The sequence below is a fragment of the Qipengyuania vesicularis genome (assembly GCF_019711415.1).
GTDB lineage: Bacteria > Pseudomonadota > Alphaproteobacteria > Sphingomonadales > Sphingomonadaceae > Qipengyuania > Qipengyuania vesicularis.
Genome location: NZ_JAIGNJ010000003.1, coordinates 593,243 through 613,417, shown reverse-complemented (window position 1 = coordinate 613,417; position 20,175 = coordinate 593,243). Strand labels below are relative to the sequence as shown.

The following is a 20,175-nucleotide window of genomic DNA, read 5'->3' as shown; positions in this document are numbered from 1 at the left end:
CGGGTTCGGGTTCGGGTTCGGGTTCGGGTTCGGGTTCGGGTTCGGGTTCGGGTTCGGGTTCGGGTTCGGGTTCGGGTTCGGGTGGCTCGATTTCGAGCAGTTTGGTGTCAACCGGGTCTGCGGCGAAATCCTCCGGATCAATCTTCTCGGCAACAGGAATCTCGATACGTGGCGGCGCCGGTTGAGGCGGCAGGTCTGGGATCGGTGGGGGAGCGACTACTCGGGGGGCGCCCGCCGGCCCTTCATCGCCCCGTTCGGAAGCTCGCAGCATCTCGGAGGCAAGGAAAAGGGCCTTCTCGCGCGCCTCGGTAAGACGGGCGAAGGCGGATATACGCATCGAGATATCGAGTTCGGCCTTGCGCCTCGCATAAGCCGCGTGGATTGCGTCCTTGTCGGAAGTTTCCGCGATGCCGAGTTCGGACCACGGCCAGTTGTCCCGCGCCCCGAACGCCAAAGCTAGTGCCCCACGCTTTCCCCGCGTTCGAGGCCGCTGAGCTTCAGCTGCTCGTCGATCTGCCCGACCAGGCGCTCCAGGCCTTCCTCGCTGTCGCTTTCGGCGCGCGCCACCAACACGTCCTGCGTGTTCGAGGCGCGGAGCAGCCACCAGCCGTCTGACGTGTTCACGCGCACCCCGTCGGTGCCGTTGACGTCGGCATCGGTCCCGCTGAGGCGGTCCTTCACCTCCTCGATCGCGGCGAACTTGCGGCTTTCGTCGACCTGGAAGCGCATTTCCGGAGTGTTGATCATCTGCGGCATGTCGCTGCGCAGCTGGGTGACCGATTTGCCGAGGCGTGCGGCTGCGGCCATCAGGCGTACACCTGCGTAGAGGGCATCGTCGAAACCGTAATAGTCATCGGCGAAGAATACGTGTCCGCTCATTTCCCCCGCGAGCGGCGAACCCGTTTCCTTCATTTTGGACTTGATCAGCGAGTGGCCGGTCTTCCACATCAACGGCTTCCCGCCGCAGGTCGCGACATGATCGTAGAGCGCGCGGCTGGCCTTTACGTCGGCGATGATCGTCGCGCCCTTGCGGGTTACGAGAAGGTCCTCGGCATAGATCATCAGCAGCTGGTCGCCCCAGATCACCCGGCCCTCGCCGTCGATTGCGCCGATCCGGTCACCGTCGCCGTCGAAGGCCACTCCGAAATCGAGGGACTTTGCGGAGACGAGGCTTTTCAGGTCTGAAAGGTTTTCCTCGACAGTAGGATCGGGATGATGATTGGGAAAATTGCCGTCCACCTCGGTATAGAGGACGTGATGCTCACCCGGCAGGCCGGCGACGAGCTTCTCGAGCGCAGGGCCTGCGGCGCCATTGCCCGCGTCCCAGCCGATCCTCATGCTCTCGAGCGACGACGTGTCGATCCCGTCGAGCGCGGTGAGCATGCGCGCAACATACTCGTCCATGATGGCGCGGTCCGTGACATCCCCTGCCCCGTCGGTCCACTCGCCGGCGGCCGAGCGGCGTCCCAGCTCCTGGATGTCCGCGCCGAAGAACGGGCGGCCCTGGAATACCATCTTGAAGCCATTGTAATTGGGGGGATTGTGGCTGCCGGTTATCTGGATGCCGCCGTGCACGTCATCGTCGCTTGCTTCGGCGTAATATAGCATCGGCGTCGCACCGAGGCCGATACGCACAACATCGCAGCCAGCAGCGGTAAGCCCCTCGACAAGCGCATGTTCGAGCATGGGCGAGCTGACACGTCCATCATATCCGACCGCGACCCGGCTCCCGCCTTCCTCGACCAGCATCGAACCGAAGGTCCGCCCGATCGCACGGGCATCCTCTGCCCCGAGTGTTTCGCCGATGATCCCCCTGATGTCGTATTCGCGCAGGACGGTCGGATCGAATGTATGGCTCATTGCGGGGGCTCCGGTGTCTCGTAAGGCAAGTCGTCCAGCAGCAAGTCACGCGCAGCGTTCAGTTCCTGCATCTGGGTCTTGCTGCCACCCCTATCGGGATGGGCCATGGCCGACAACCGGCGATGCGCCTCGCGGATTTCCTTGTGATCGGCCTTGGCCGAGACGTTGAGCAGCTGGCGCGCGCGGAAAATGGCCTGGCTGCGGGTCGGCGCTGGCCGCAAATAGTCCCACGGCCATTTGCCCAGCGCCCAGCGACAGAACACCGACAGGGCGACGGCAAACATCAGTATCTTGATCATGCAGGGACCCTTTCGAACGGCAGTTCGTCGCGCTGGTGATCGGGTAAACGCAACGCGGCGAGCAATTGGCGCAGCTCCTGCCGCGCGACCAGGTGGCTCGTTCCCAGATCGCCAAGATGCCCCTTGTCGAGCAGCGTCAGGCCCGAAGGGAAAAGCTCGCGATAGATCACGCGCTCGGACAAGCCGCTGGCGACGCGGAAGCCCACCCGCTTCGACATCTCCATCAGCGCCTGCTCGATACGAGCGACATTGCGGGCCTCGGTATGGCCGGTGCGATTGCGGACCACAACCCAGTCCATCGGCGGGCGGTTCTCCTCGATCGCCTTGCGGCTGCGCGCGATCCGCGCCTCCCAGATGAGCTCGGCGTAGAATGATAGCTTGCGGACCTTGAAGCTTTCGCCCTCGACCTGGCCGATGAGATCGAAATCGACGAAACTGTCGTTCATCGGGGTGACCAGCGTATCGGCGTGGATCGCGGCGAAGCGTGCCAGCGGGTCGTCGCGACCCGGCGTGTCAATCACGAGGAAGTCGGCATCGCGCCCATGCTCGCTCACCATCTCGCCGAATTCCTCATCGGGGATGAGCGGCACGGTGTGGCATTCGATAGTCGGCAGGTCGATCTGGCGACGACGCAGCGTTTCCGCGCGGTTCTCGATATAGCGGGCAAGCGTGCGCTGGCGGTGGTCGAGATCGAAACCCACCACTTTCGCCCCGCGATAGGCCAGCGCCACCGCGACATGCACAGCCGTGGTCGACTTGCCCGTCCCGCCCTTTTCATTGGCGAAGGTAATCCAGTGGGGCGCAACATGTGGCAAGGGCTGTTCCGGTATTCGTTGTGTTCGGCCCTCGCGATTGTCTACAGCGGGGCGCGCAAACCATATCCAAGGGGCATCCGGCGTGCAAACCGCTCGTGAGTTGAAAGTGTTGAGGAATTCGGTTGCGGCGCTGCGCAGTGATGGGTCTACCATTGCGCTAGTGCCGACGATGGGCGCGCTGCACGAGGGGCACCTCACGCTGGTGCGTCAGGCACGCACAGCGGCCGATCATGTGGTCGCCTCCATCTTCGTCAATCCGCGCCAGTTTGGCGAAGGGGAGGATCTCGACGCCTATCCGCGCCAGCTCCAACGCGACAGCGAACTGCTCGAGGCAGAGGGCGTGGCGCTGCTCTGGGCTCCGCTGCCAAATGAAGTCTACCCCGATGGCTATGCGACAAATATCTCCGTCGCAGGCGTGAGCGAGGGCCTGTGCGGAGGCGACCGGCCGGGCCATTTCGATGGCGTTGCCACCGTGGTCTGCAAGCTCTTCAACCAGGTCCAGCCCGACATGGCCTTCTTCGGCGAGAAGGACTGGCAGCAGCTCGCCGTGATCCGCCGCATGGCGCGCGATCTCGATCTGACGCGCCCGCATGTCGAGGCGATCCACGGCGTCCCAATCGTGCGCGAGGAGGATGGTCTCGCGATGAGCAGCCGCAACGCCTATCTGTCGGCCGAGCAGCGCCAGCAGGCCGCAGCCCTTCCGCGCGCAATGCGCGATGCAATTGCGACGCTTGCGGCCGGCGGCGAAGCACAAGCGGCCTTGGATGAGTTGCGCCGGGCCCTGCTGCGAGGCGGCTTCGATAGTGTCGACTATGCCGAGATGCGCGATGCGGACAGCCTTGTCCCCCTGAATCAGGACAACGGAAATGCCCGGCTCTTCGCCGCCGCACGCATCGGCGGGACGCGGCTGATCGACAATATGGCTGTCGCGTAGAACCCAGGCGAATTTTTCGACTACGTATACGTATAAATTGCTCTTCCCGCGCTCCGATTAGCGATTGCGAAACAGGTGCTTGCAGCGACAATGCAACCGCGTTGCATTTGTGTCCCCAAAGTGGGTGACTATTCAATGTCAGAAGGCTCGCCTAGCCGGGAGGTCCGCTTGGGCCGAGTAAGCCCTTCGGGTTGCTTTGGCCGGATGCACGCACCCTCCCCGCGTTGTGTCCGGCCATTAGCATTTGGGCCGGGGCAATCGAAAATCTGCAGCGCTACACAGCGCCGTTCTTCTGCGATGTAGGGGAATGGAGCGGGTAAGGGGAATCGAACCCCTCTAGCCAGCTTGGAAGGCTGGAGCATTACCACTATGCTATACCCGCGCTCCGGGAGGCGCGCAGATGCCACCGGTTTGGGGGGTTCGTCAACAGCTATTGCGCGGGTGAATCGGTCGCCTGGGGCGAGCCACCTGTCCTTGCTGCCGCGGACGCCTCTTCATCGGTATTGCTGAGCGTTTCGATCAGCGTCTGCTGTCGCTCGCCGCTGCGCCCCGTGACGACCGTGACCTCCACGCGGCGGTTCTGCGCGCGGCCTTCCTCGTTCGGCGAACCGTCGGGCAGCGCGTTGGGCGCAATAGGGTTCTGCTCACCAAAGGCGATCACGCGGATACGGCTGGCCGAGATGCCGCTTTCGACGAGGAAATCCCGCACGGCCTCTGCTCGTTCACGCGAGGAATCGAGGTTCTCCTCGTCACTCCCCTGCGAATCCGAATGGCCTCGCAAGACAATTGGTCCGCCTGCTTCGACCTGGGGCGAATCGACGATGGTGGCGAGCTCGGCGCGGACAGCCTCGGTCAGCTCGGGCGTGCCATCGGCGAAGGACAGCGTCATTTCGAGCGGTGGGAGCGTGGGAGCAGGGGCAACCCCGCCGTCGGCCGGGTCCTGCTGGAAGATCGAGCGTGGGCCATCGGTCGGCGAAGCTTCGGGCTCAGGCTCGGCCTCGTTCACCTTGCAGCCGGCGAGGATAAGGACCCCTGCAAATAGCAGGCACGCGGCCTTCGATTCCTTCACGCTGCTCATGTCGATTGCACCCCTTGCTTCCTGCCTGCTTTCTTCGCCGCCAATTCTTCGGCGGTCCTTGCTTGCGGTGGAGAGAAGCTCAGGATCGTGTCGCCCGCCCTCGGTTCTGGCTTGGCCGCATGCGTAAAGAAGCGGATCGTCCCGTTGTCGCGCACGAGCAGCAGCATGTTTGCCGCATTGGGCAGCTTCTCCTGCATCTTCTCGAAATCGAACTCGTCGCTAAGCTTGGTCTTGCGGAAGACCCACCCCTGCCGCTGTCGCTCGCTGACGTCTTCTACGCCGAACCCGCTTTCGAACAGGGCGCGGCCACGCAGGCTCTCGGGCAGAGCGTGGCGATCGTCGCCATCGGCACTCTCCCCCAGCTGGAAGACACGGTCGCGCCCGATCTCATAGGCGAACTCGTTGCAGACGAGAGCGTTATAGGCCTCGTTCTCGGTCGCTGCGACGAGGTTCTGGTAGGGCGCGAGCTCGAGATTATGTTCTGTCGCCTCGTTGAGGATCTCGCCGTGATAGAAGTCGATCCCCTTCTGTCGCGCGAGGCCAAGGCGTTGCCAGCTGGCATCGACCACGATCACCGGCGCCTTGAGGTCCCGCATTTGTTCTGCGAGCGCAATCGTCCACGGCGTACTGCCGACGATCAGCATTCCTGGCCGCGTCGCGCCCTTCACCTTGAGCAGCTTGGCGACGAAATCGACCGTGAAGCCATGGGCCACGATAGTCACCACGACGACCGCGAAGCTGAGGCCGATCAGCAGGTTCCCGTCGGTATAGCCGAGGTCCGAGAGACGCAGCGCGAACAGGCCCGAGATCGCCACCAGCACGATGCCGCGCGGCGCGATCCAGGCGAGGAACAGGCGCTCGTTCCACGGGATGTTGCTGCCGAGCAGGCTGAGCAGGATCGTCGCGGGGCGGACCAGGAACAGAAGTGCGACGAGGAACAGGCCGATCTGCCAGTTGATGTAGCGGATATCCTCCAGCTCTAGCGAGGCGGACAGCAGGATGAAGATGCCCGACACAAGCAGGACCGCGATATTCTCCTTGAACGGGTGGATCGAACGCAGGCTGGTGACATTCATGTTCGCCAGCGCGACGCCCATGACGGTCACGGCGACCAGCCCGGCCTCATGCTCGATCAGGTTGGAGATGACGAACACGCCGACCACGGCGGTCAGCAGGACCGGCACCTTGAGGTATTCGGGCACGGCGCCGCGCGGAAAAGCCCAGGCGATCGCGAGCGCGGCAACATAGCCGATAAGTCCTGCAAGGATTGCGGCGATGATCAGCGGCGGAACGACTTCGAACAGCGTCGCACCCGGCGTCTCGGCAATCTTGCGGAAATATTCATAGGCAATCACGGCGCACAGCGCGCCGGTGGGATCGTTGACGATTGCTTCCCATTTGAGGATCGACGCGGGGCGTGACTTGACCGAGCTCTGGCGGAGCAGCGGTATGACGACCGTGGGGCCGGTTACCACGAGGATCCCGCCGAACAGGATGGCCACCTCGGGCGCGAGGCCGGCAATGTAAATCCCAGCAAGCGCCCCGAATAGCCAGCCCAGCACGACACCAATCGTGGCAAGCCGCATGACCGCGCTGCCAGTATGGCGCAGTTCGCGGAAATCGAGGCTGAGCCCGCCCTCGAACAGGATCAGCGCGACGCCCACGGCGACCATGGGTTCGAGCAGTTCGCCAAAAGCGTGTTCCGGATCGAATATGCCGAGCACAGGGCCGGCGAGAAAGCCTGCCGCAAGCATCAGCACGATGGCCGGCCATCCGGTCCGCCAGGCGATCCATTGCGCCCCGATGCCGAGAATGCCGACCAGCGCTATGACAAGTGTCTGTTCCATGCCCCTCGCAAGATTGCGCGGCCCCTAAAGGCGCGTTCCTCCGTTCAATGCCCTAGACCGGCAATATATCCAAGGATTTGCCAGAAACTGACCTAGTCGCCCTCGAATTCCATGAGCGCGCCGACCCTTACGCCGCATTGTGCCAGCTTCTGCGCTCCGCCGAGATCGGGCAGATCGATCACGAAGAAGGCTTGCTCTACAACCGCGCCAGCCTTGCGCAGCAGTTCCGCAGTTGCGCAGGCCGTGCCGCCGGTCGCAAGCAGATCGTCCACCATCACCACGCGCTGGCCATCGGCGATGGAGGCGGGATCCATCTCAAGCCGGTCGCTCCCATATTCGAGGGCGTAATCGACGCCGATCGTGTCGCAGGGCAATTTGCCCGACTTGCGGATGGGGAGGAATGGTAGCGCAAGCTTTGCCGCCACGGCCGCCCCGAAGATGAATCCGCGCGCCTCCATCCCGGCGATGGACTGCGCACCGCTCTGACGAACTTGCTCGGCGAGCCAATCGACCGTGGCAGCAAATCCCTGTCCGTGTCCAATCAGCGTGGTGATGTCGCGAAACTGGATACCTTCGATGGGAAAGTCCGGGATCGTTCGGACGAGCGACTTCAGTTCCTGCGGCGTGATTGTTTCTCTCCCGATAACGAAAACGCCCCTCGCATCGCGTGGATGGAGGGGCGTTTCAAGTCCTGGTGGAAGCCGCTTACTTCTTGGGTTTGACGGCTGCCCAGATCTGCTTCTTCGACATATAGGCCAGCACCGTTGCGAACAGCAGGAAGATCATCACCGGCCAGCCGGTCTGCTTGCGCTTCACCAGCGTCGGCTCCGCGGTCCAGGTGAGGAAGGCGGCTACGTCCTTCGACATCTGCTCGACAGTGGCTTCCGTCCCGTCATCGAACGTCACCTGGCCGGCATTCAGCGGCGCAGCCATGGCGAGGTTGAGGTTCGGGAAATAGGGATTGTGGTGGAGACCAGGTCCGGGCGCTGCTTCGGGGTGTTCCTCGAGCAGTTCCGCGCTCGGCGGGCCATAGCCCATCAGCAGCGAGGCGACATAGTTGGTGCCATCGCCACGCGCCTTGGTCATCAGCGAAAGATCAGGCGGGATCGCATTGTTGTTCGCTGCAGCCGCCGCAACATTGTTGGGATAGGGCGACGGGAAGTAATCGGTCGGAAGGCCCGGACGCGTAGTCGCTTCGCCAGTGTTCGGATCGATGCCCGGAACCTGCTTCGCCGCGGCATAGGCCTTCACCTGGCCTTCGGTGTAGCCAAGCTGTTCGAGGTCGCGAAAAGCGACGAACTTGAGGCTGTGGCAGGCCGCGCAGACCTCGTCATAGACCTTGAGCCCGCGCTGGAGCTGCTGCTGGTCCCACTTACCGAAGGGCCCGTCGAAGGACCAGGAAAGGTCCATCGGCTTTTCATAGGGCAGGTGGCCGGCGGGTTCTTCGGTCGCGGCATTATAGGCGCCGATCACGAAGGCCCACAGCACGGCGACGGCAAAGCCGAGGCCGACGAGAATTGCGACGAGGCGGACGCTGATAAGTTTGAGCATGGGTCTCTCGTTACTCGCTTAGACGGCCGGTGTGGTGTTTTCGCCGAGGACCGGCTTCTTGTCCGAGCCGAGCACGGCTTCGGTGATCGAATAGGGCAGCGGCTCGGTCTTCTCGCTCGAACTGATGATCGGCAGGATCACCAGGAAGTGCAGGAAGTAGTAAGCCGTCGCGATCTGGCTCATCATCACATAGGGTTCTTCAGCCGGCGCGCCGCCGCAGATGAACAGGACGACCATCGCGGGGATCAGCCCGAACCAGAAGAACTTGCGGAAAGTCGGGCGATAGTGGCCGCTGCGCACCGGCGACTTGTCGAGCCAGGGCAGGAAGAACCACAGGAGGATCGATGCGAACATCGCGATCACGCCCATCAGCTTCGCCGGGACGAAGAAGAAGTCGACGGTGAAGGCACGCAGGATCGCATAGAACGGCCAGAAATACCATTCGGGAACAATGTGCGCCGGGGTCGAGAGCGGGTTCGCCTCGATATAGTTGTCCGGGTGGCCGAGCGCGTTGGGCAGGAAGAAAACCAGCGCGAAATAGGCCAGCAGGGCGATGCCGAGGCCGAAACCGTCCTTCGCCGTGTAATACGGGTGGAAGGGCACTGTGTCGCTTTCCTGCTTCACTTCGACACCGGTCGGGTTCGACGAACCCGGGATGTGCAGCGCCCAGATGTGCAGGATCACGACGCCCGCGATCACGAAGGGCAGCAGGAAGTGCAAGCTGAAAAAGCGGTTCAGCGCGGCATTGTCGGGTGCGAAGCCGCCGAGCAGCCAGACCTGGATCGGCTCGCCTACGATCGGGATCGCGCCGAACAGGCCGGTGATGACCTTGGCGCCCCAGAAGCTCATCTGGCCCCAGGGAAGCACGTAACCCATGAAGGCGGTCGCCATCATGAGCAGGAAGATCACGACGCCCAGCAGCCAGATCATTTCGCGCGGAGCCTTGTAGCTCGAGTAGAACAGGCCGCGGAAGATGTGCAGGTAGACGACAATGAAGAAGAAGCTGGCGCCGTTGGCGTGCGCATAGCGCATCAGCCAGCCCCAGTTGACGTCGCGCATGATGTGCTCGGTCGAGGCGAAGGCAACCTGTGCGTTACCCGCATAGTGCATTGCCAGCACCACGCCGGTGACGATTTGCACCACGAGGAAGAACCCGGCGAGGACGCCGAAATTCCAGAAATAGGAAAGGTTGCGCGGAACCGGATAACCGGCGCCGACCGCATTATAGACGAGGCGCGGAAGCGGCAGCTTCTCGTCGAAGAACTTCGAAACCGGGTTTTTCGGTTCGTACTGGCGTGCCCAGGGAAAGCTCATGTGTCTGTCTCTCGTCTTCTAGCTCAGCCGACCTGGATGACCGTATCCGAGGTGAACTCGTATTCCGGCACTTCGAGGTTTGTCGGCGCCGGACCTTTGCGGATGCGGCCGGCAGTGTCGTAATGCGAACCGTGGCAGGGGCAGAAATAGCCGCCGTACTCGCCCTTCACTTCGCCTTCGGCTGCGCCCAGCGGCACGCAGCCGAGATGGGTGCAGACACCCATGGTCACGAGGATATCGCCGTGACCTTCCTTGGTGCGATCGGCCAGTGTCTGCGGATCGCGCAGGGCGGCATTGTCGTCACGTTCTGCCGCAGCGATTTCCTCGGCAGTCAGGCGTTTCACGAACAGCGGCTGCTTGCGGAAGACCGCCTTGATCGCCTGGCCCGGTTCGATTGCCGAGACATCGACTTCGGTCGAGCTCGCTGCGAGCACGTCCTTCGAAGGGGCCATCTGCGTCACCAGCGGATAGACGACTGCGAGGCCACCGATTCCGGCGGCGCTTACAGCTGCAATATCGAGGAAGTCGCGGCGACGGATGCCATCATCACTCGTCGCCATATCGGGAGTAGCGGTTGCAGTCGTGTCTGCCATCAGCGCCTTGCCTTGCCTGCCTTAGCCTTGCTGCACCGGTCGGCGCAGCGGAAAATGTTGCGATCCATGTGTCCGGATGAGGCCGAATGCCAGCGCCGTGAAAACATGCGCAAATGCCCCCGGTAAATCCGGTTTGGTCGCGCCTCTAGCCGCTCTGCGGCACATTGCCAACCGCCATTTTGGCAAGCCATGTTCGCTCCAGCGCAATCCCGCGCGCGGCCGCGTTTACCGCGGAAGCGCGATCAAGCTTACCTGCCGACCCTCGGTCGGTGTGCCGAGGTGGGAAGCGCGACGATAGGAATGGAAGTCCGTAGGGTTCGCATAGGTGTCTATGCCGAGACAATCGGTCATGCCCACTCCCGCCATCGACAGGCGCCAGGCCACGAAGGATTCGAGGTCGAACTGGTAGTGACCATCGCGTCCGGGAGCGAAGAAGCGCTCGTCTTCATCGGTGAACTCGCCGCGGAACCGCTCGTCGACCTCGTAGCTGTCCTGCGCGATCGCGGGGCCGATCACGGCTACGATATCCTCCGCCCGCGCCCCGCATTCGACCATAAGAGCGACCGTCGCCTCGATGATGCCGCCCACAGCGCCCCGCCAGCCAGCGTGCGCGGCCCCGATCACACTGGCCTTCTCGTCGGCCAGCAGGACAGGCGCGCAGTCGGCAGTGACGATCGCCAATCTGAGGCCGGGCCGGTCAGTCACAAGCGCGTCCGCCTCGGGCCGTTCCATTTCGCCCCAGGGCGATTCAACATAGAGCGCGCGCGCGGAATGGACCTGCTTGAGGGACACCGTCGGCAGATCTCCTCCAACCCGGTCGAGCTCGCCGCGATCGCTTTGCGGTCCGGTGAGGAAACCGTGCGGCAGCCCGAGAATGTCGGATTCGATGAGGTGGGGCCACTCAGCCAAGCGAGCGGGTGACCTGTTCGAAGGTGTCACGCGAAAGCTTCGGAGCGGCAGCTATACGCTCCAGCTGTTCGCGCATGAGCGCGCTGCGTCCCGGCTCGAGCTTGCGCCAGCGCCCCAGTGCCGGGACGAATCGCGCGGCCGTCTGAGCGTTGATCGGATCGAGCTCGAGGATGAGGTCCGCGATCAGGCGATAACCTTCGCCATCTGCCGCATGGAAGCCGTGCGGATTGCCGGCGAAGGCCATGAAGAGCGAGCGCACCCGGTTGGGATTCTTGAGAGTAAAGTCCGGATGGTCGGCCAGCGCCTTCACATGCTCGATGACCTTGGGGTGGAGCGAGCTCGCCTGTAGCGCGAACCACTTGTCGATCACCAGTGCGTTGCCCTGGTAGCGGTTGTAGAAGTCGAGCAGCTTGCCCGTTCGCTCGGCGCTGTCGATGCCGGTGAGCACCATCAATGCGCCCTGCCGATCGGTCATGTTGTCGGACCCATCGTACTGGTGTGCGGCGAGTTCGGCAGCCTTCTGCGGATCGTGCGCCGCTGCATAGGTCAGGATCAGCGTCTTGAGCTTTCTCGCACCCTTGGCCTCGGCGCTGTGCGAGAAAGGTAGCGTGGCCGCACGGTCGTAAAGCGCGTGCATCTCGTCCTGCAACTCGCAACCGATGACCCGCTTGAGCGCCTCGCGTTCCTCGTGGATACGGGCGGGATCGGCTGCGGACATCTGCTCTGCAAGATAGGTCTGGCTGGGCATCAGCAGGAGCTCGCCGCGCATCAGGTCGTCGAGCGCCTCGTCCTCGATCACGCTCCGCAGCGCACCGACGATATCGATGTGCCCGGCCTCGCGCTCACTGTCGGAAAGCTCACCCTTGCTGGCGGCAACGAGGTGCCCGACCATAAGGTCCTGCATCGCCTCGTAACGCGCGAAAGGGTCGTCATCGTTCTGCGCGAGGAACACGAGATCGCTTCGCAGGGTATCGCGCTGGATCGTGACCGGCGCGGAGAAGGTTCGGTTGATCGAGAGCACCGGCTTGTCGGCAAAACCCGCGAAGCGGAAGGTATCGCTGGCCTTGTCGAGTATGATGAGCTGCTCACCCGAATGCGTGCCGCTGTCACGGTCGAACAGGGCAATCTTGAGCGGGATCGGCATGGGCTTCTTGTCGCCCTGCCCCGGCGTGACCGGAACCATCTGCGTGAGCTTGAGCACGGCCTCCTCCCCCTCATGGCTGAGGTCGACCACGATCTTCGGAGTGCCTGCCTGCGAGTACCACAGGCGGAACTGCGTAAGGTCGAGCCCTACGCCATCCTCGATCGCCTTGATGAAATCCTCGCAGGTTGCCGCCTCGCCATCGTGACGATCGAAATAGAGGTCGGTCCCTTTCCGGAAGGCCTCCTCGCCAGCCATGGTGCGCATCATGCGGATGACCTCGGCACCCTTGTTGTAGACCGTCGCGGTGTAGAAATTGCTGATCTCGCGATAGCTGTCGGGGCGGATCGGATGCGCGAGTGGCCCCGAGTCCTCGGGGAACTGCGCCGCGCGCAGCACGCGCACATCCTCGATCCGCTTGACCGGTTCGCTGCCCATGTCCTGGCTGAACAACTGGTCGCGCAGCACGGTGAAGCCTTCTTTCAGGCTGAGCTGGAACCAGTCGCGGCAGGTGATGCGATTGCCCGACCAGTTGTGGAAGTATTCGTGGCCGATCACACCCTCGACACCGTCGAAATCGCCATCGGTCGCGGTTTCGGGGTCGGCGAGGACGTATTTGGTGTTGAAGACGTTGAGGCCCTTGTTCTCCATCGCCCCCATGTTGAAATCGCTGACCGCGACGATGTTGTAGAGGTCGAGATCGTACTCGCGGCCGAAGGTCTCCTCGTCCCATTTCATCGAGCGCTTGAGGCTTTCCATGGCATGTTCGGTGCGGTCGAGATCGCCTTCGCGGACCCAGACGTTGAGCTCCACCTCGCGCCCGTTCATCGTGGTGAAGCTATCGCTGCGCGCCACGAGGTCGCCCGCCACCAGCGCAAAGAGATAGGAGGGTTTGGGCCAGGGATCGTGCCATTCCGCCCAGTGGGTATCGCCGTCCTCGCCGGTCGCCACCTTGTTGCCATTGCACAGCAGGATCGGAAACTGGTCCTTGGGCCCGCTCATCCGCACGGTGTAGGTCGACAACACATCGGGCCGGTCCGGGAAGAAAGTGATGCGGCGGAAGCCTTCCGATTCGCATTGCGTGCAGAGCATGCCGGAAGAGGCATAGAGACCCATCAGCTGCGAGTTGGCGCTGGGGTCGATCTCGGTCTCGATGCCTATCTCATGTGCTTTGCCATCGAGCGTCAGGATCAGATCGTCGCCATCCATCGCATAGGCCTGTGTCGGCGATCCATCGACCGTGACACTCGTCGGCACGATCCCGTCGCCATTGAGGCGGATCGTCGGTGAGTGCGGCGCCTTGTCATTGTGCGCAACCGTGAGCTTCGCGCGGACACGGGTGGAATCCAGCCCGAGCTCGAAATCGAGCCGGATTTCAGGGACCAGCCATGCGAAGGGGCGATAGTCCTCGCGGCGGATTTCGGGCGGATCCTTCGGTTCGACGGCGGCATCTGCCATTTCGACATTGCCATCGGGCGTGGCGGGGGTGCGGGCGATATCCATGTCTGTCCTGTCTTTTCCGGCTTCCTGAGCTAATACGCGCCGATGCCACGATTGTTCATCTTCGGACTCGGCTACACGGCCCGGCGTTTTGCGCAAGAGATGCGTGCGCGAGGCTGGCACGTCGATGCCACCGGCAGCGCGGGGAATGTGGACTTTGCCGACCGGACGGCGGTGTCGCAGGCACTCGCGAAAGCCAGCCACGTGCTTTCTTCCGTGCCGCCCGACCGCGAAAGCGGACTCGATCCGGTCCTTTCCGCCTATCGCGATGAACTGGGCAAGGCGTGGTACGGCTATCTTTCCTCCACGGGCGTCTATGGCGATGCTGGCGGCGCATGGGTCGATGAATGCTCACCGACCGGCGGCGGCAGACGCACTGCACGCAGCGAGGCCGATGCGCTGTGGTTGGAGCTTGGCGCCCGCGTGTTCCGACTGCCGGGTATTTACGGGCCGAGCCGCAGCATCTTCGACCGTCTCAAATCGGGCAAGGCGCACCGGATCGACCTTCCGGGGCAGGTGTTCAGCCGGATCCATGTCGATGACATCGTGTCGGGTATAGTCGCCTGCATCGAGAGCGGCGCCCCTGAAGGCGCCTACAATCTTTCCGACGACCTGCCGACGAGCCAGAATGTCGTGGTCGAAGAAGCCGCACGATTGCTTGGCATCGATCCTCCACCGCTCCAGACTGTGGAAGAGGCGGGCCTGTCGCCCATGGCGCGCGGATTCTATGCCGAGAACCGCAGGGTCGCGAATGGCAAAGCCAAGCGCGTGCTCGGCTGGCAACCGCTCTACCCGACCTATCGCGAGGGGCTAGCCGCGATCAGGGCTCAGGCGTAGCGCGCCTGGGCGGCGGGGCGGCCCTGCCCCGCATGGCGACGACCATTCCGATCAGCGTGATGGCCGCGCCCGCTGCGGGAAGCGGCCCCCAGACGAAGCCTTCGAACAGGGTCGAGAGCACCATGGCGACAATCGGCACCACGACAGAACTATAGGCCGCCTGCCCTGCCCCGACCTTGCGCACGAGCCCGTAATAGAGCGGGAAGGTGATCACCGATCCGGCAAGCCCGAGATAGAGGATGCCGAGCGAATAGGTCGGTCGGGGGTCGAATTGCGGCGGCCCCTGAGTCGCCAGCGCGAAAAGCGCATTGAGTACGACACCCACAAGCATCGACCAGGCGAGCAGTGTGAGCAGCGGCTGGCGCTTGGCGCCTTCGGTTGCCTGGACGATATTGGCCGCGCTTGCTGCGAGGATGCCGCCCACGGTCAACCCGGCCCCAGTCAGCACTTCGGCCAGCGTCGCCGGAGACGCGCGCCATTCCTGCGCGAAGAGCATCGCCACACCGATGGCGGCAATCGAGGACCCGAGCACGAATTCCCGGCGGATGGGTTGGCCAAGGACGATCTTGCCGAGGATCGCATTGGGCACGACCAGCAGCGCGAACATCACTGCAACGAGGCCCGAAGTGATGAACTTCTCGGCATTATAGACGAAGCTGAAGTTGAGCGAGAACTGGAACAGGCCGAGCACCAGCGCCCATTTCCACCCCTCGCGCGCCAGTGCCAGCGGCTCACCGCGCAGTTTCGCCAGCACGAACATGCCCAGCGCCGCAACGACAAAACGCCAGGTGATCGACCAGCTCGCCGGCACGGTCGAGATCTGGTCGCGGATAACCAGCCAGGTCCCGCCCCAGATCAGGCTTACCAGCATGAAGGCGGCGAAGTTGCGCGGGCTGAAAAGGCTCTCGCCGCCGGATGCTGCGTTCATAAAGCCTTGATTGCCTTGGCGAGCGCGCTGGCATCCTCTTCGCGCGTGTTCCAGGCGGTGACGAAGCGCGCGGCATCGCTGGCCCAGTCGTAGAATTCGAAGCCCTGGGCGCGCAGCGCTTCTCGCTCGCCGGCGGTGCAGCGCACAAAGAGCTCGTTGGCCTCCACCGGATGGTTCAAGCGCTCACCACAAGCGGCTGCGATCTCAGCCGCTGCGGCATTGGCGGCACGCGCATTTGCCAGCCACAAATCGCCATCGAGCATCGCGTGGATCTGCGCGGCTAGGTACCTCCCCTTGCTCTGCAGGTGCCCCGCGCGCTTACGCCGATAGCGCGCAACATCCGCCGCTTGCTCGTCGAAGAAGACGATCGCCTCGGCGCTCATCGCCCCGTTCTTCACGAAACCGAAGCTGAGCGCGTCGACCCCGCCTGCAACTTCGCGCGCGGGCAGGTCGAGAAAAGCCACTGCATTGCCGAAGCGCGCACCATCCATGTGCAAACCCAGCCCCCGCTCGTCGGCGAGGCTACGGATCGCGGCCACTTCGTCGGGCCGATAGGTGCGCCCATATTCGCTCGCCTGCGTTATCGAAATCGCGTGTGGCTGGACCTGGTGCACGTCGTCGCGAATGGGGTCGAGCACTGCACGGATGCTATCGGGGTCGAGTTTCGCGCCCTCGCCTTTAGCCAGCAGCAGCTTTGCACCGTGCAGATAAAAGCCGGGCGCACCGCATTCGTCCATCTCGATATGCGCTTCTTCATGACACACCACGCCGCCGTGGGGCGGCACCATGGTCGCGAGCGCGAGGCAGTTCGCCGCAGTGCCGGTTGCCACCCACAGCACGGTGCATTCACGCTCGAACAGCGCGTTCACTTTTTCGTCAAGAGATGCGCTCAGTGTGTCGCCATCATAGGGCGAATCGGGGGAATCGGCCGCACGCATCGCGTCCCAGACTGCGGGATGAACGCTGGCGGCATTGTCGGACAGGAACTGCATCGGAACGCATCTAGCGAGCCGCGCATTGCTTGGACAGCTAGGAAAGAAAAGAACATGGGTGCTGCAGAAATGGAAATCGAACGACGCGATCGCGTCACGCACGGGGATTATGTCGCGAAGCTGCATGGGAGCGACAGTACTGCCAAGCTGAGCTGGACAGACCGCGGTGGAGTGCGCCACGCCGAGCATACCTTCGTACCAACCAGCTTCCGCGGACAGGGCATTGCCGAAAAGCTCGTCCAGGCGCTGGTGGCCGATGCCCGCAAGCACGGCTTCAAGATCGCGCCCGACTGTTCCTATGTGGATACCTATTTCCGCCGCCACGCTGAGCTGGCGGAGCTGAGGGCCTAGTCGGAGACCGGGCTGACTTCTTCCAGCAGGTTCGAGAAGTCGGTCATCGCCATGCTGTCGCAAACGGCATCACGCCATTGCCGCGCTGCTTCGACCGGCATCCCGTGGATACGAAATCGACCGCCAGCCAACCCGAAATGCAGGCTCGCATAGCCGCGCCACCGCGCGATGGGGCCTTGCGCGATCTCGGCCGATTGCAGCTTCGTTCGCGAGGCGATTGCGAGGCTCGGGCTGAACCAGCCATGGCGTGAATAGATCTGCTTCTGGTCGAGTGCGCGCATATCGAATTTCCAGCGCCACCACTGTTCCGCCAGAGTGAAGGCCAGGCCCAGTGCGGGCAGCATCCAGAACCAGCCGCTGCCGAAGATCGCGACGAGGATGGTTGTCGGCAACAGGACCGCCGTGGCCAAGAGCGCCTTGTCTGTCCGGTAGCGGCCCATCGCACGCTCCCATCGGGCCTCGGTGGAGGGCAGGGCGAATTCGGTCACCCCCGCCACGTGCTCGATTTCCTCCATGCGCCCAAATGGGACCGCATCGTGATTCGCGCCGCCGCTATCGCTCGCGAGGCTGATGATCTTCAGCGAATGCCATCCGAAATGCCGCCGGATGAAGCCAGTGTTGAGGCGCAGGGCCTGCACTCGGTGCAACGGCATGACGAGATCGGTGCGGGTCAATAACCCCCGCCTCCGGCGCAATCCCTTCGGTGTCCGTTCAAGCCGGAAATCCCATTCGCGCAGGGCCGTCCTGACCAGGCCGGTGGCCACGCCGAGAACGGCGAGTGAAGCGATTGCGATCACAATACCGGCGGCCTGCGCGAGTGGTCCCGCGCCCGCAAGCCACTGCCCCGGCCCCGCCAGTCGCTGCTCCCACTCATCGATGTCCCAGAGGTCGAAGGGAAGAAAGGATTCGAACTGCTGGGCAAGGCCGCCGATGACCGCGACCACCGCAAGCGAGAATTCGAAAAGGCCGAAGGTCAGGACGCGTTTCGGTCCCATGGCGAAGAGGGTGTCGGCGGCGGCAGGTTCGCCCCTCTCGGCGCCCTCCACATCATCGATCTGCACACCCTCGCGGCGATTGCGAACCAGCTCGCGCAATCTTTCTCCCTCTGCTTCGGAAAGGTATGTCAGCGACAGATCGTCCTTGCCGCCAGCCCCGGTTTCGAACTTGACCTCCATCAGGCCAAAGAGGCGCGGAAGCAGTTTCTGCTCCAGGCTCACGTCCTGGATTCGCTCGTAGGGGACAGACCGCGCGGATCGCGAAAGGACGCCGCTTTCGACCCGGATATCTGCAGGACCGACCGTATAAGTGAGCTTGGTCCACTGGAGATAGGCAAGCACAATATTGATGAGGATGATCAGGACGACGAGAGGCAGGAAATAAGCCGCCAGATCGCCAAGATCACCGTCATCGAGGATCGTAGCCGAAGCAACGCCGATTGGGATGACGAGCTGGAACAGCATCGTCACCGCCCGTACCGCGAAGCTGCGCGGATCGGTGCGTTTGGCTTCGCTCTGCATCACTGTGTGTCGCGCCGGATCGCCGCCCGGATATCCTCGCGCATTGCAAGCGCATCCTCATGAGCCAGGCCCGGCAGCGAAACCGAAGCGTTGTGGGATCCGGCAGTGTGGACAGTCAGGGTCGCGAGGCCGAAGCCGCGCTCGAGCGGCCCTTGGTCGACATCGATATGCTGGACCCTGCCGAAGGGCACCACGGTATCAGAATGAAAGAGCACCCCGCGCACCACACGCAGCCTTTCCTCCGCCAGCGAATAGCCGCGCGTGGCATAGCGGCGCATCGGCAGGTAGATCACGAGGTAGGCGATGACGATTGCCACCGGCACCCAGACGACACCGGTCCAGCCGGGTATTGCAATCTCCGCGATGGTTGCGGCAATCAGCAGCACGGCCGCGAAGATAGCCGCGACGACCCGCATCATCGTCTTGTAGCGAGGGTCGAGCTGGGTGAGTTCGTGGGTAGCGTCCATAGCGCCTTATCTATGCAACACAGTTTGCGCGATCAACGCCTTTGATCGAACCTGCGCCCGACGATTGCAGCCGCGATATTGGTCTTCTGCACATCGGTCGTGCCGCCCGCGATGCCCCAGGCGAAACCGTCGCGTACGCGCTGCTCCATGCCGTATTCCTTGTGATAGCCGTATCCGCCCATCACCTGCATCCCATTGGCCGTGACCGAGCGGACGATCTCATTGGCGAAACATTTGGCGGTCGAGCTTTCGTAGACACTCGGCAGCCCGTCTGCATTGTGCTCGGCATTTGCGGCGGCGCGGTAGATCAGGAGCCGGGACGCCTCTACTTGCATGGCCATTTCGGCAAGGCGCATCTGCACCGCCTGGAAATCGACGATCGGCTTGCCGAAGGCTTTCCGCTCCTGGACATACTCGGTCGCTTGCTCGAGCGCTGCGGCGGCGAGGCCGAGGGATTGCGTTGCATTCCCGCAGCGTTCGAGGCCAAATGCGCTCATCAGCTTTCCGAAACCGCCCGCAGGGACGATCAGGTTCTCGCGCGGGACCCTCACCCCGTCGAAGGTTATGTCGCGCGTTTCGATCCCGCGAAAACCCATCAACTGTTCGCGCTGGCCGAAGGAAACCCCGTCCATCTCCTTGTCGACCAGCAAAGCGCCGATGCCCCCGGCGCCGGGCGCGTCGGACAGTCTTGTGTAGACGACATAGTAGCGCGCATGCCCCGCCCCGCTGGTCCAGCGCTTGTTGCCGTCGAGGATGAAATGATCCCCGTCCTCGCGGGCACGGGTCGAAAGGTCCGTCAGCGCGGTCCCTGCATCGGGCTCGGACATCGAGACCGCCACGGTCGCTTCGCCGCTCACGACTTCGGGAATGATGCGGGCCTTGAGCTCTTCCGTCCCAAAGCGTTCGAGCGTGCGCACGGGGCCGACCAGCGCCTCGAAGATTGGGAATGCCACGGCGTTCGAGATCATCGCGAACTGTTCGAGCACCAGCAGCGCCTCGAGATGGCCCAGCCCGAGCCCGCCATATTCCTCCGGCAGGTTGACGCCGAGGAAGCCCATTTCGCCATAGCGCCGCACCATCTCGGCGGGCACGGAGAAGTCCTTCTCCTCCATCTCGCGAGCGAGATCGGGTAATTCCTTGCGCGCGAATGTGCGCGCCGCGTCCTGCAACTCACGCTGCTGGTCGGTCAGGCGAAAATCCATGTAGCTCTCCCTTGCGGCAAGGAGTGCCGCGCCGGGAAAG

19 protein-coding genes, 1 tRNA gene and 1 pseudogene are annotated in these 20,175 nt (G+C 63.3%); 3 read left to right on the top strand and 18 right to left on the bottom strand.

The genetic code is table 11. The features are described 5' to 3' along the window. From K3146_RS11880 to K3146_RS11865, 4 genes and pseudogenes are all read right to left on the bottom strand, one after another. Positions 1–454, bottom strand: a pseudogene (locus K3146_RS11880) (hypothetical protein); the annotation flags it as partial. Positions 455–456: 2 nt separating this feature from the next. Continuing rightward, a complete protein-coding gene (pgmG, locus tag K3146_RS11875; RefSeq protein WP_221546483.1) occupies positions 457–1,860 on the bottom strand; it encodes a phosphoglucomutase/phosphomannomutase PgmG in 1,404 nt (467 codons plus the stop codon). Continuing rightward, the gene (locus tag K3146_RS11870; RefSeq protein ID WP_221546482.1) at positions 1,857–2,159 is read right to left on the bottom strand and encodes a J domain-containing protein; all 303 of its coding nucleotides are present in this window, start codon (positions 2,157–2,159) and stop codon (positions 1,857–1,859) included. The genes pgmG and K3146_RS11870 overlap by 4 nt, the downstream gene beginning before the upstream one ends. Continuing rightward, on the bottom strand, positions 2,156–2,974 hold the full coding sequence (locus tag K3146_RS11865) for a division plane positioning ATPase MipZ (RefSeq protein WP_221546481.1): 819 nt from the start codon (positions 2,972–2,974) through the stop codon (positions 2,156–2,158). Before K3146_RS11865 ends, K3146_RS11870 begins: the two co-directional genes overlap by 4 nt. Positions 2,975–3,056: 82 nt before the next feature. Here K3146_RS11865 and panC point away from each other — a divergent pair, with 82 nt between their 5' ends. Then, complete coding sequence (panC, locus tag K3146_RS11860) at positions 3,057–3,908, top strand: pantoate--beta-alanine ligase (RefSeq protein ID WP_221546480.1); 852 nt, start codon at positions 3,057–3,059, stop codon at positions 3,906–3,908. Positions 3,909–4,216: 308 nt separating this feature from the next. Here panC and K3146_RS11855 read toward each other — a convergent pair. The 9 genes from K3146_RS11855 to pepN form a co-directional block, all read right to left on the bottom strand. Further along, a tRNA-Gly gene (locus tag K3146_RS11855) sits at positions 4,217–4,290 on the bottom strand. A gap of 48 nt (positions 4,291–4,338) precedes the next feature. Further along, complete coding sequence (locus tag K3146_RS11850; protein ID WP_221546479.1) at positions 4,339–4,986, bottom strand: OmpA family protein; 648 nt, start codon at positions 4,984–4,986, stop codon at positions 4,339–4,341. Next, complete coding sequence (locus K3146_RS11845) at positions 4,983–6,833, bottom strand: cation:proton antiporter (protein ID WP_221546478.1); 1,851 nt, start codon at positions 6,831–6,833, stop codon at positions 4,983–4,985. The genes K3146_RS11850 and K3146_RS11845 overlap by 4 nt, the downstream gene beginning before the upstream one ends. Positions 6,834–6,925: 92 nt before the next feature. Beyond that, positions 6,926–7,462, bottom strand: a complete 537-nt coding sequence (locus tag K3146_RS11840) for an adenine phosphoribosyltransferase (protein ID WP_221546532.1) — start codon at positions 7,460–7,462, stop codon at positions 6,926–6,928. Between the two features lie 76 nt (positions 7,463–7,538). Beyond that, complete coding sequence (locus K3146_RS11835; RefSeq protein WP_221546477.1) at positions 7,539–8,384, bottom strand: cytochrome c1; 846 nt, start codon at positions 8,382–8,384, stop codon at positions 7,539–7,541. 18 nt (positions 8,385–8,402) lie between these two features. After that, positions 8,403–9,698, bottom strand: coding sequence for a cytochrome b (locus K3146_RS11830; protein ID WP_221546476.1), 1,296 nt, complete (start codon positions 9,696–9,698; stop codon positions 8,403–8,405). A gap of 23 nt (positions 9,699–9,721) precedes the next feature. After that, on the bottom strand, positions 9,722–10,291 hold the full coding sequence (petA, locus tag K3146_RS11825) for a ubiquinol-cytochrome c reductase iron-sulfur subunit (RefSeq protein WP_221546475.1): 570 nt from the start codon (positions 10,289–10,291) through the stop codon (positions 9,722–9,724). A gap of 225 nt (positions 10,292–10,516) precedes the next feature. Beyond that, the gene (gene pgeF / locus K3146_RS11820; RefSeq protein WP_247711206.1) at positions 10,517–11,200 is read right to left on the bottom strand and encodes a peptidoglycan editing factor PgeF; all 684 of its coding nucleotides are present in this window, start codon (positions 11,198–11,200) and stop codon (positions 10,517–10,519) included. Then, positions 11,193–13,844 (bottom strand): aminopeptidase N, encoded by a 2,652-nt coding sequence (gene pepN, locus K3146_RS11815; RefSeq protein WP_221546473.1) that lies wholly within the window; start codon positions 13,842–13,844, stop codon positions 11,193–11,195. The genes pgeF and pepN overlap by 8 nt, the downstream gene beginning before the upstream one ends. A gap of 42 nt (positions 13,845–13,886) precedes the next feature. Between pepN and K3146_RS11810 the strand changes: the two genes are divergently transcribed. After that, positions 13,887–14,678, top strand: coding sequence for a Rossmann-fold NAD(P)-binding domain-containing protein (locus K3146_RS11810; RefSeq protein ID WP_221546472.1), 792 nt, complete (start codon positions 13,887–13,889; stop codon positions 14,676–14,678). On the opposite strand, the gene K3146_RS11805 is transcribed toward K3146_RS11810, so the two are convergent. Further along, positions 14,662–15,606, bottom strand: coding sequence for a DMT family transporter (locus K3146_RS11805; RefSeq protein ID WP_221546471.1), 945 nt, complete (start codon positions 15,604–15,606; stop codon positions 14,662–14,664). The two genes, K3146_RS11810 and K3146_RS11805, sit on opposite strands and share 17 nt — an antisense overlap. Continuing rightward, the gene (locus K3146_RS11800) at positions 15,603–16,598 is read right to left on the bottom strand and encodes a threonine aldolase family protein (RefSeq protein ID WP_221546470.1); all 996 of its coding nucleotides are present in this window, start codon (positions 16,596–16,598) and stop codon (positions 15,603–15,605) included. The genes K3146_RS11805 and K3146_RS11800 overlap by 4 nt, the downstream gene beginning before the upstream one ends. Before the next feature lie 54 nt (positions 16,599–16,652). Between K3146_RS11800 and K3146_RS11795 the strand changes: the two genes are divergently transcribed. Beyond that, on the top strand, positions 16,653–16,949 hold the full coding sequence (locus K3146_RS11795; protein ID WP_221546469.1) for a GNAT family N-acetyltransferase: 297 nt from the start codon (positions 16,653–16,655) through the stop codon (positions 16,947–16,949). On the opposite strand, the gene K3146_RS11790 is transcribed toward K3146_RS11795, so the two are convergent. From K3146_RS11790 to K3146_RS11780, 3 genes are read right to left on the bottom strand one after another with little or no spacing between them, the layout of a single operon-like run. Beyond that, positions 16,946–18,466: a PH domain-containing protein gene (locus tag K3146_RS11790; RefSeq protein ID WP_221546468.1), complete on the bottom strand. Its 1,521-nt coding sequence runs from the start codon at positions 18,464–18,466 to the stop codon at positions 16,946–16,948. The genes K3146_RS11795 and K3146_RS11790 overlap by 4 nt on opposite strands. Beyond that, the gene (locus K3146_RS11785; protein WP_221546467.1) at positions 18,466–18,933 is read right to left on the bottom strand and encodes a PH domain-containing protein; all 468 of its coding nucleotides are present in this window, start codon (positions 18,931–18,933) and stop codon (positions 18,466–18,468) included. The genes K3146_RS11790 and K3146_RS11785 overlap by 1 nt, the downstream gene beginning before the upstream one ends. Before the next feature lie 32 nt (positions 18,934–18,965). Next, positions 18,966–20,135 carry an acyl-CoA dehydrogenase family protein gene (locus K3146_RS11780; RefSeq protein WP_221546466.1) on the bottom strand — a complete coding sequence of 390 codons (1,170 nt, stop codon included), beginning with the start codon at positions 20,133–20,135 and terminating at the stop codon, positions 18,966–18,968. Positions 20,136–20,175 lie beyond the last annotated feature (40 nt).

Coding starts and splice junctions, on each gene's coding strand:
- pgmG (WP_221546483.1), bottom strand. CDS start 1,860: ATGAGCCATACATTCGATCCGACCGTCCTGCGCGAATACGACATCAGG.
- K3146_RS11870 (WP_221546482.1), bottom strand. CDS start 2,159: ATGATCAAGATACTGATGTTTGCCGTCGCCCTGTCGGTGTTCTGTCGC.
- K3146_RS11850 (WP_221546479.1), bottom strand. CDS start 4,986: ATGAGCAGCGTGAAGGAATCGAAGGCCGCGTGCCTGCTATTTGCAGGG.
- K3146_RS11845 (WP_221546478.1), bottom strand. CDS start 6,833: ATGGAACAGACACTTGTCATAGCGCTGGTCGGCATTCTCGGCATCGGG.
- K3146_RS11835 (WP_221546477.1), bottom strand. CDS start 8,384: ATGCTCAAACTTATCAGCGTCCGCCTCGTCGCAATTCTCGTCGGCCTC.
- K3146_RS11830 (WP_221546476.1), bottom strand. CDS start 9,698: ATGAGCTTTCCCTGGGCACGCCAGTACGAACCGAAAAACCCGGTTTCG.
- petA (WP_221546475.1), bottom strand. CDS start 10,291: ATGGCAGACACGACTGCAACCGCTACTCCCGATATGGCGACGAGTGAT.
- pepN (WP_221546473.1), bottom strand. CDS start 13,844: ATGGATATCGCCCGCACCCCCGCCACGCCCGATGGCAATGTCGAAATG.
- K3146_RS11810 (WP_221546472.1), top strand. CDS start 13,887: ATGCCACGATTGTTCATCTTCGGACTCGGCTACACGGCCCGGCGTTTT.
- K3146_RS11805 (WP_221546471.1), bottom strand. CDS start 15,606: ATGAACGCAGCATCCGGCGGCGAGAGCCTTTTCAGCCCGCGCAACTTC.
- K3146_RS11800 (WP_221546470.1), bottom strand. CDS start 16,598: ATGCAGTTCCTGTCCGACAATGCCGCCAGCGTTCATCCCGCAGTCTGG.
- K3146_RS11795 (WP_221546469.1), top strand. CDS start 16,653: ATGGGTGCTGCAGAAATGGAAATCGAACGACGCGATCGCGTCACGCAC.
- K3146_RS11790 (WP_221546468.1), bottom strand. CDS start 18,466: ATGCAGAGCGAAGCCAAACGCACCGATCCGCGCAGCTTCGCGGTACGG.
- K3146_RS11785 (WP_221546467.1), bottom strand. CDS start 18,933: ATGGACGCTACCCACGAACTCACCCAGCTCGACCCTCGCTACAAGACG.
- K3146_RS11780 (WP_221546466.1), bottom strand. CDS start 20,135: ATGGATTTTCGCCTGACCGACCAGCAGCGTGAGTTGCAGGACGCGGCG.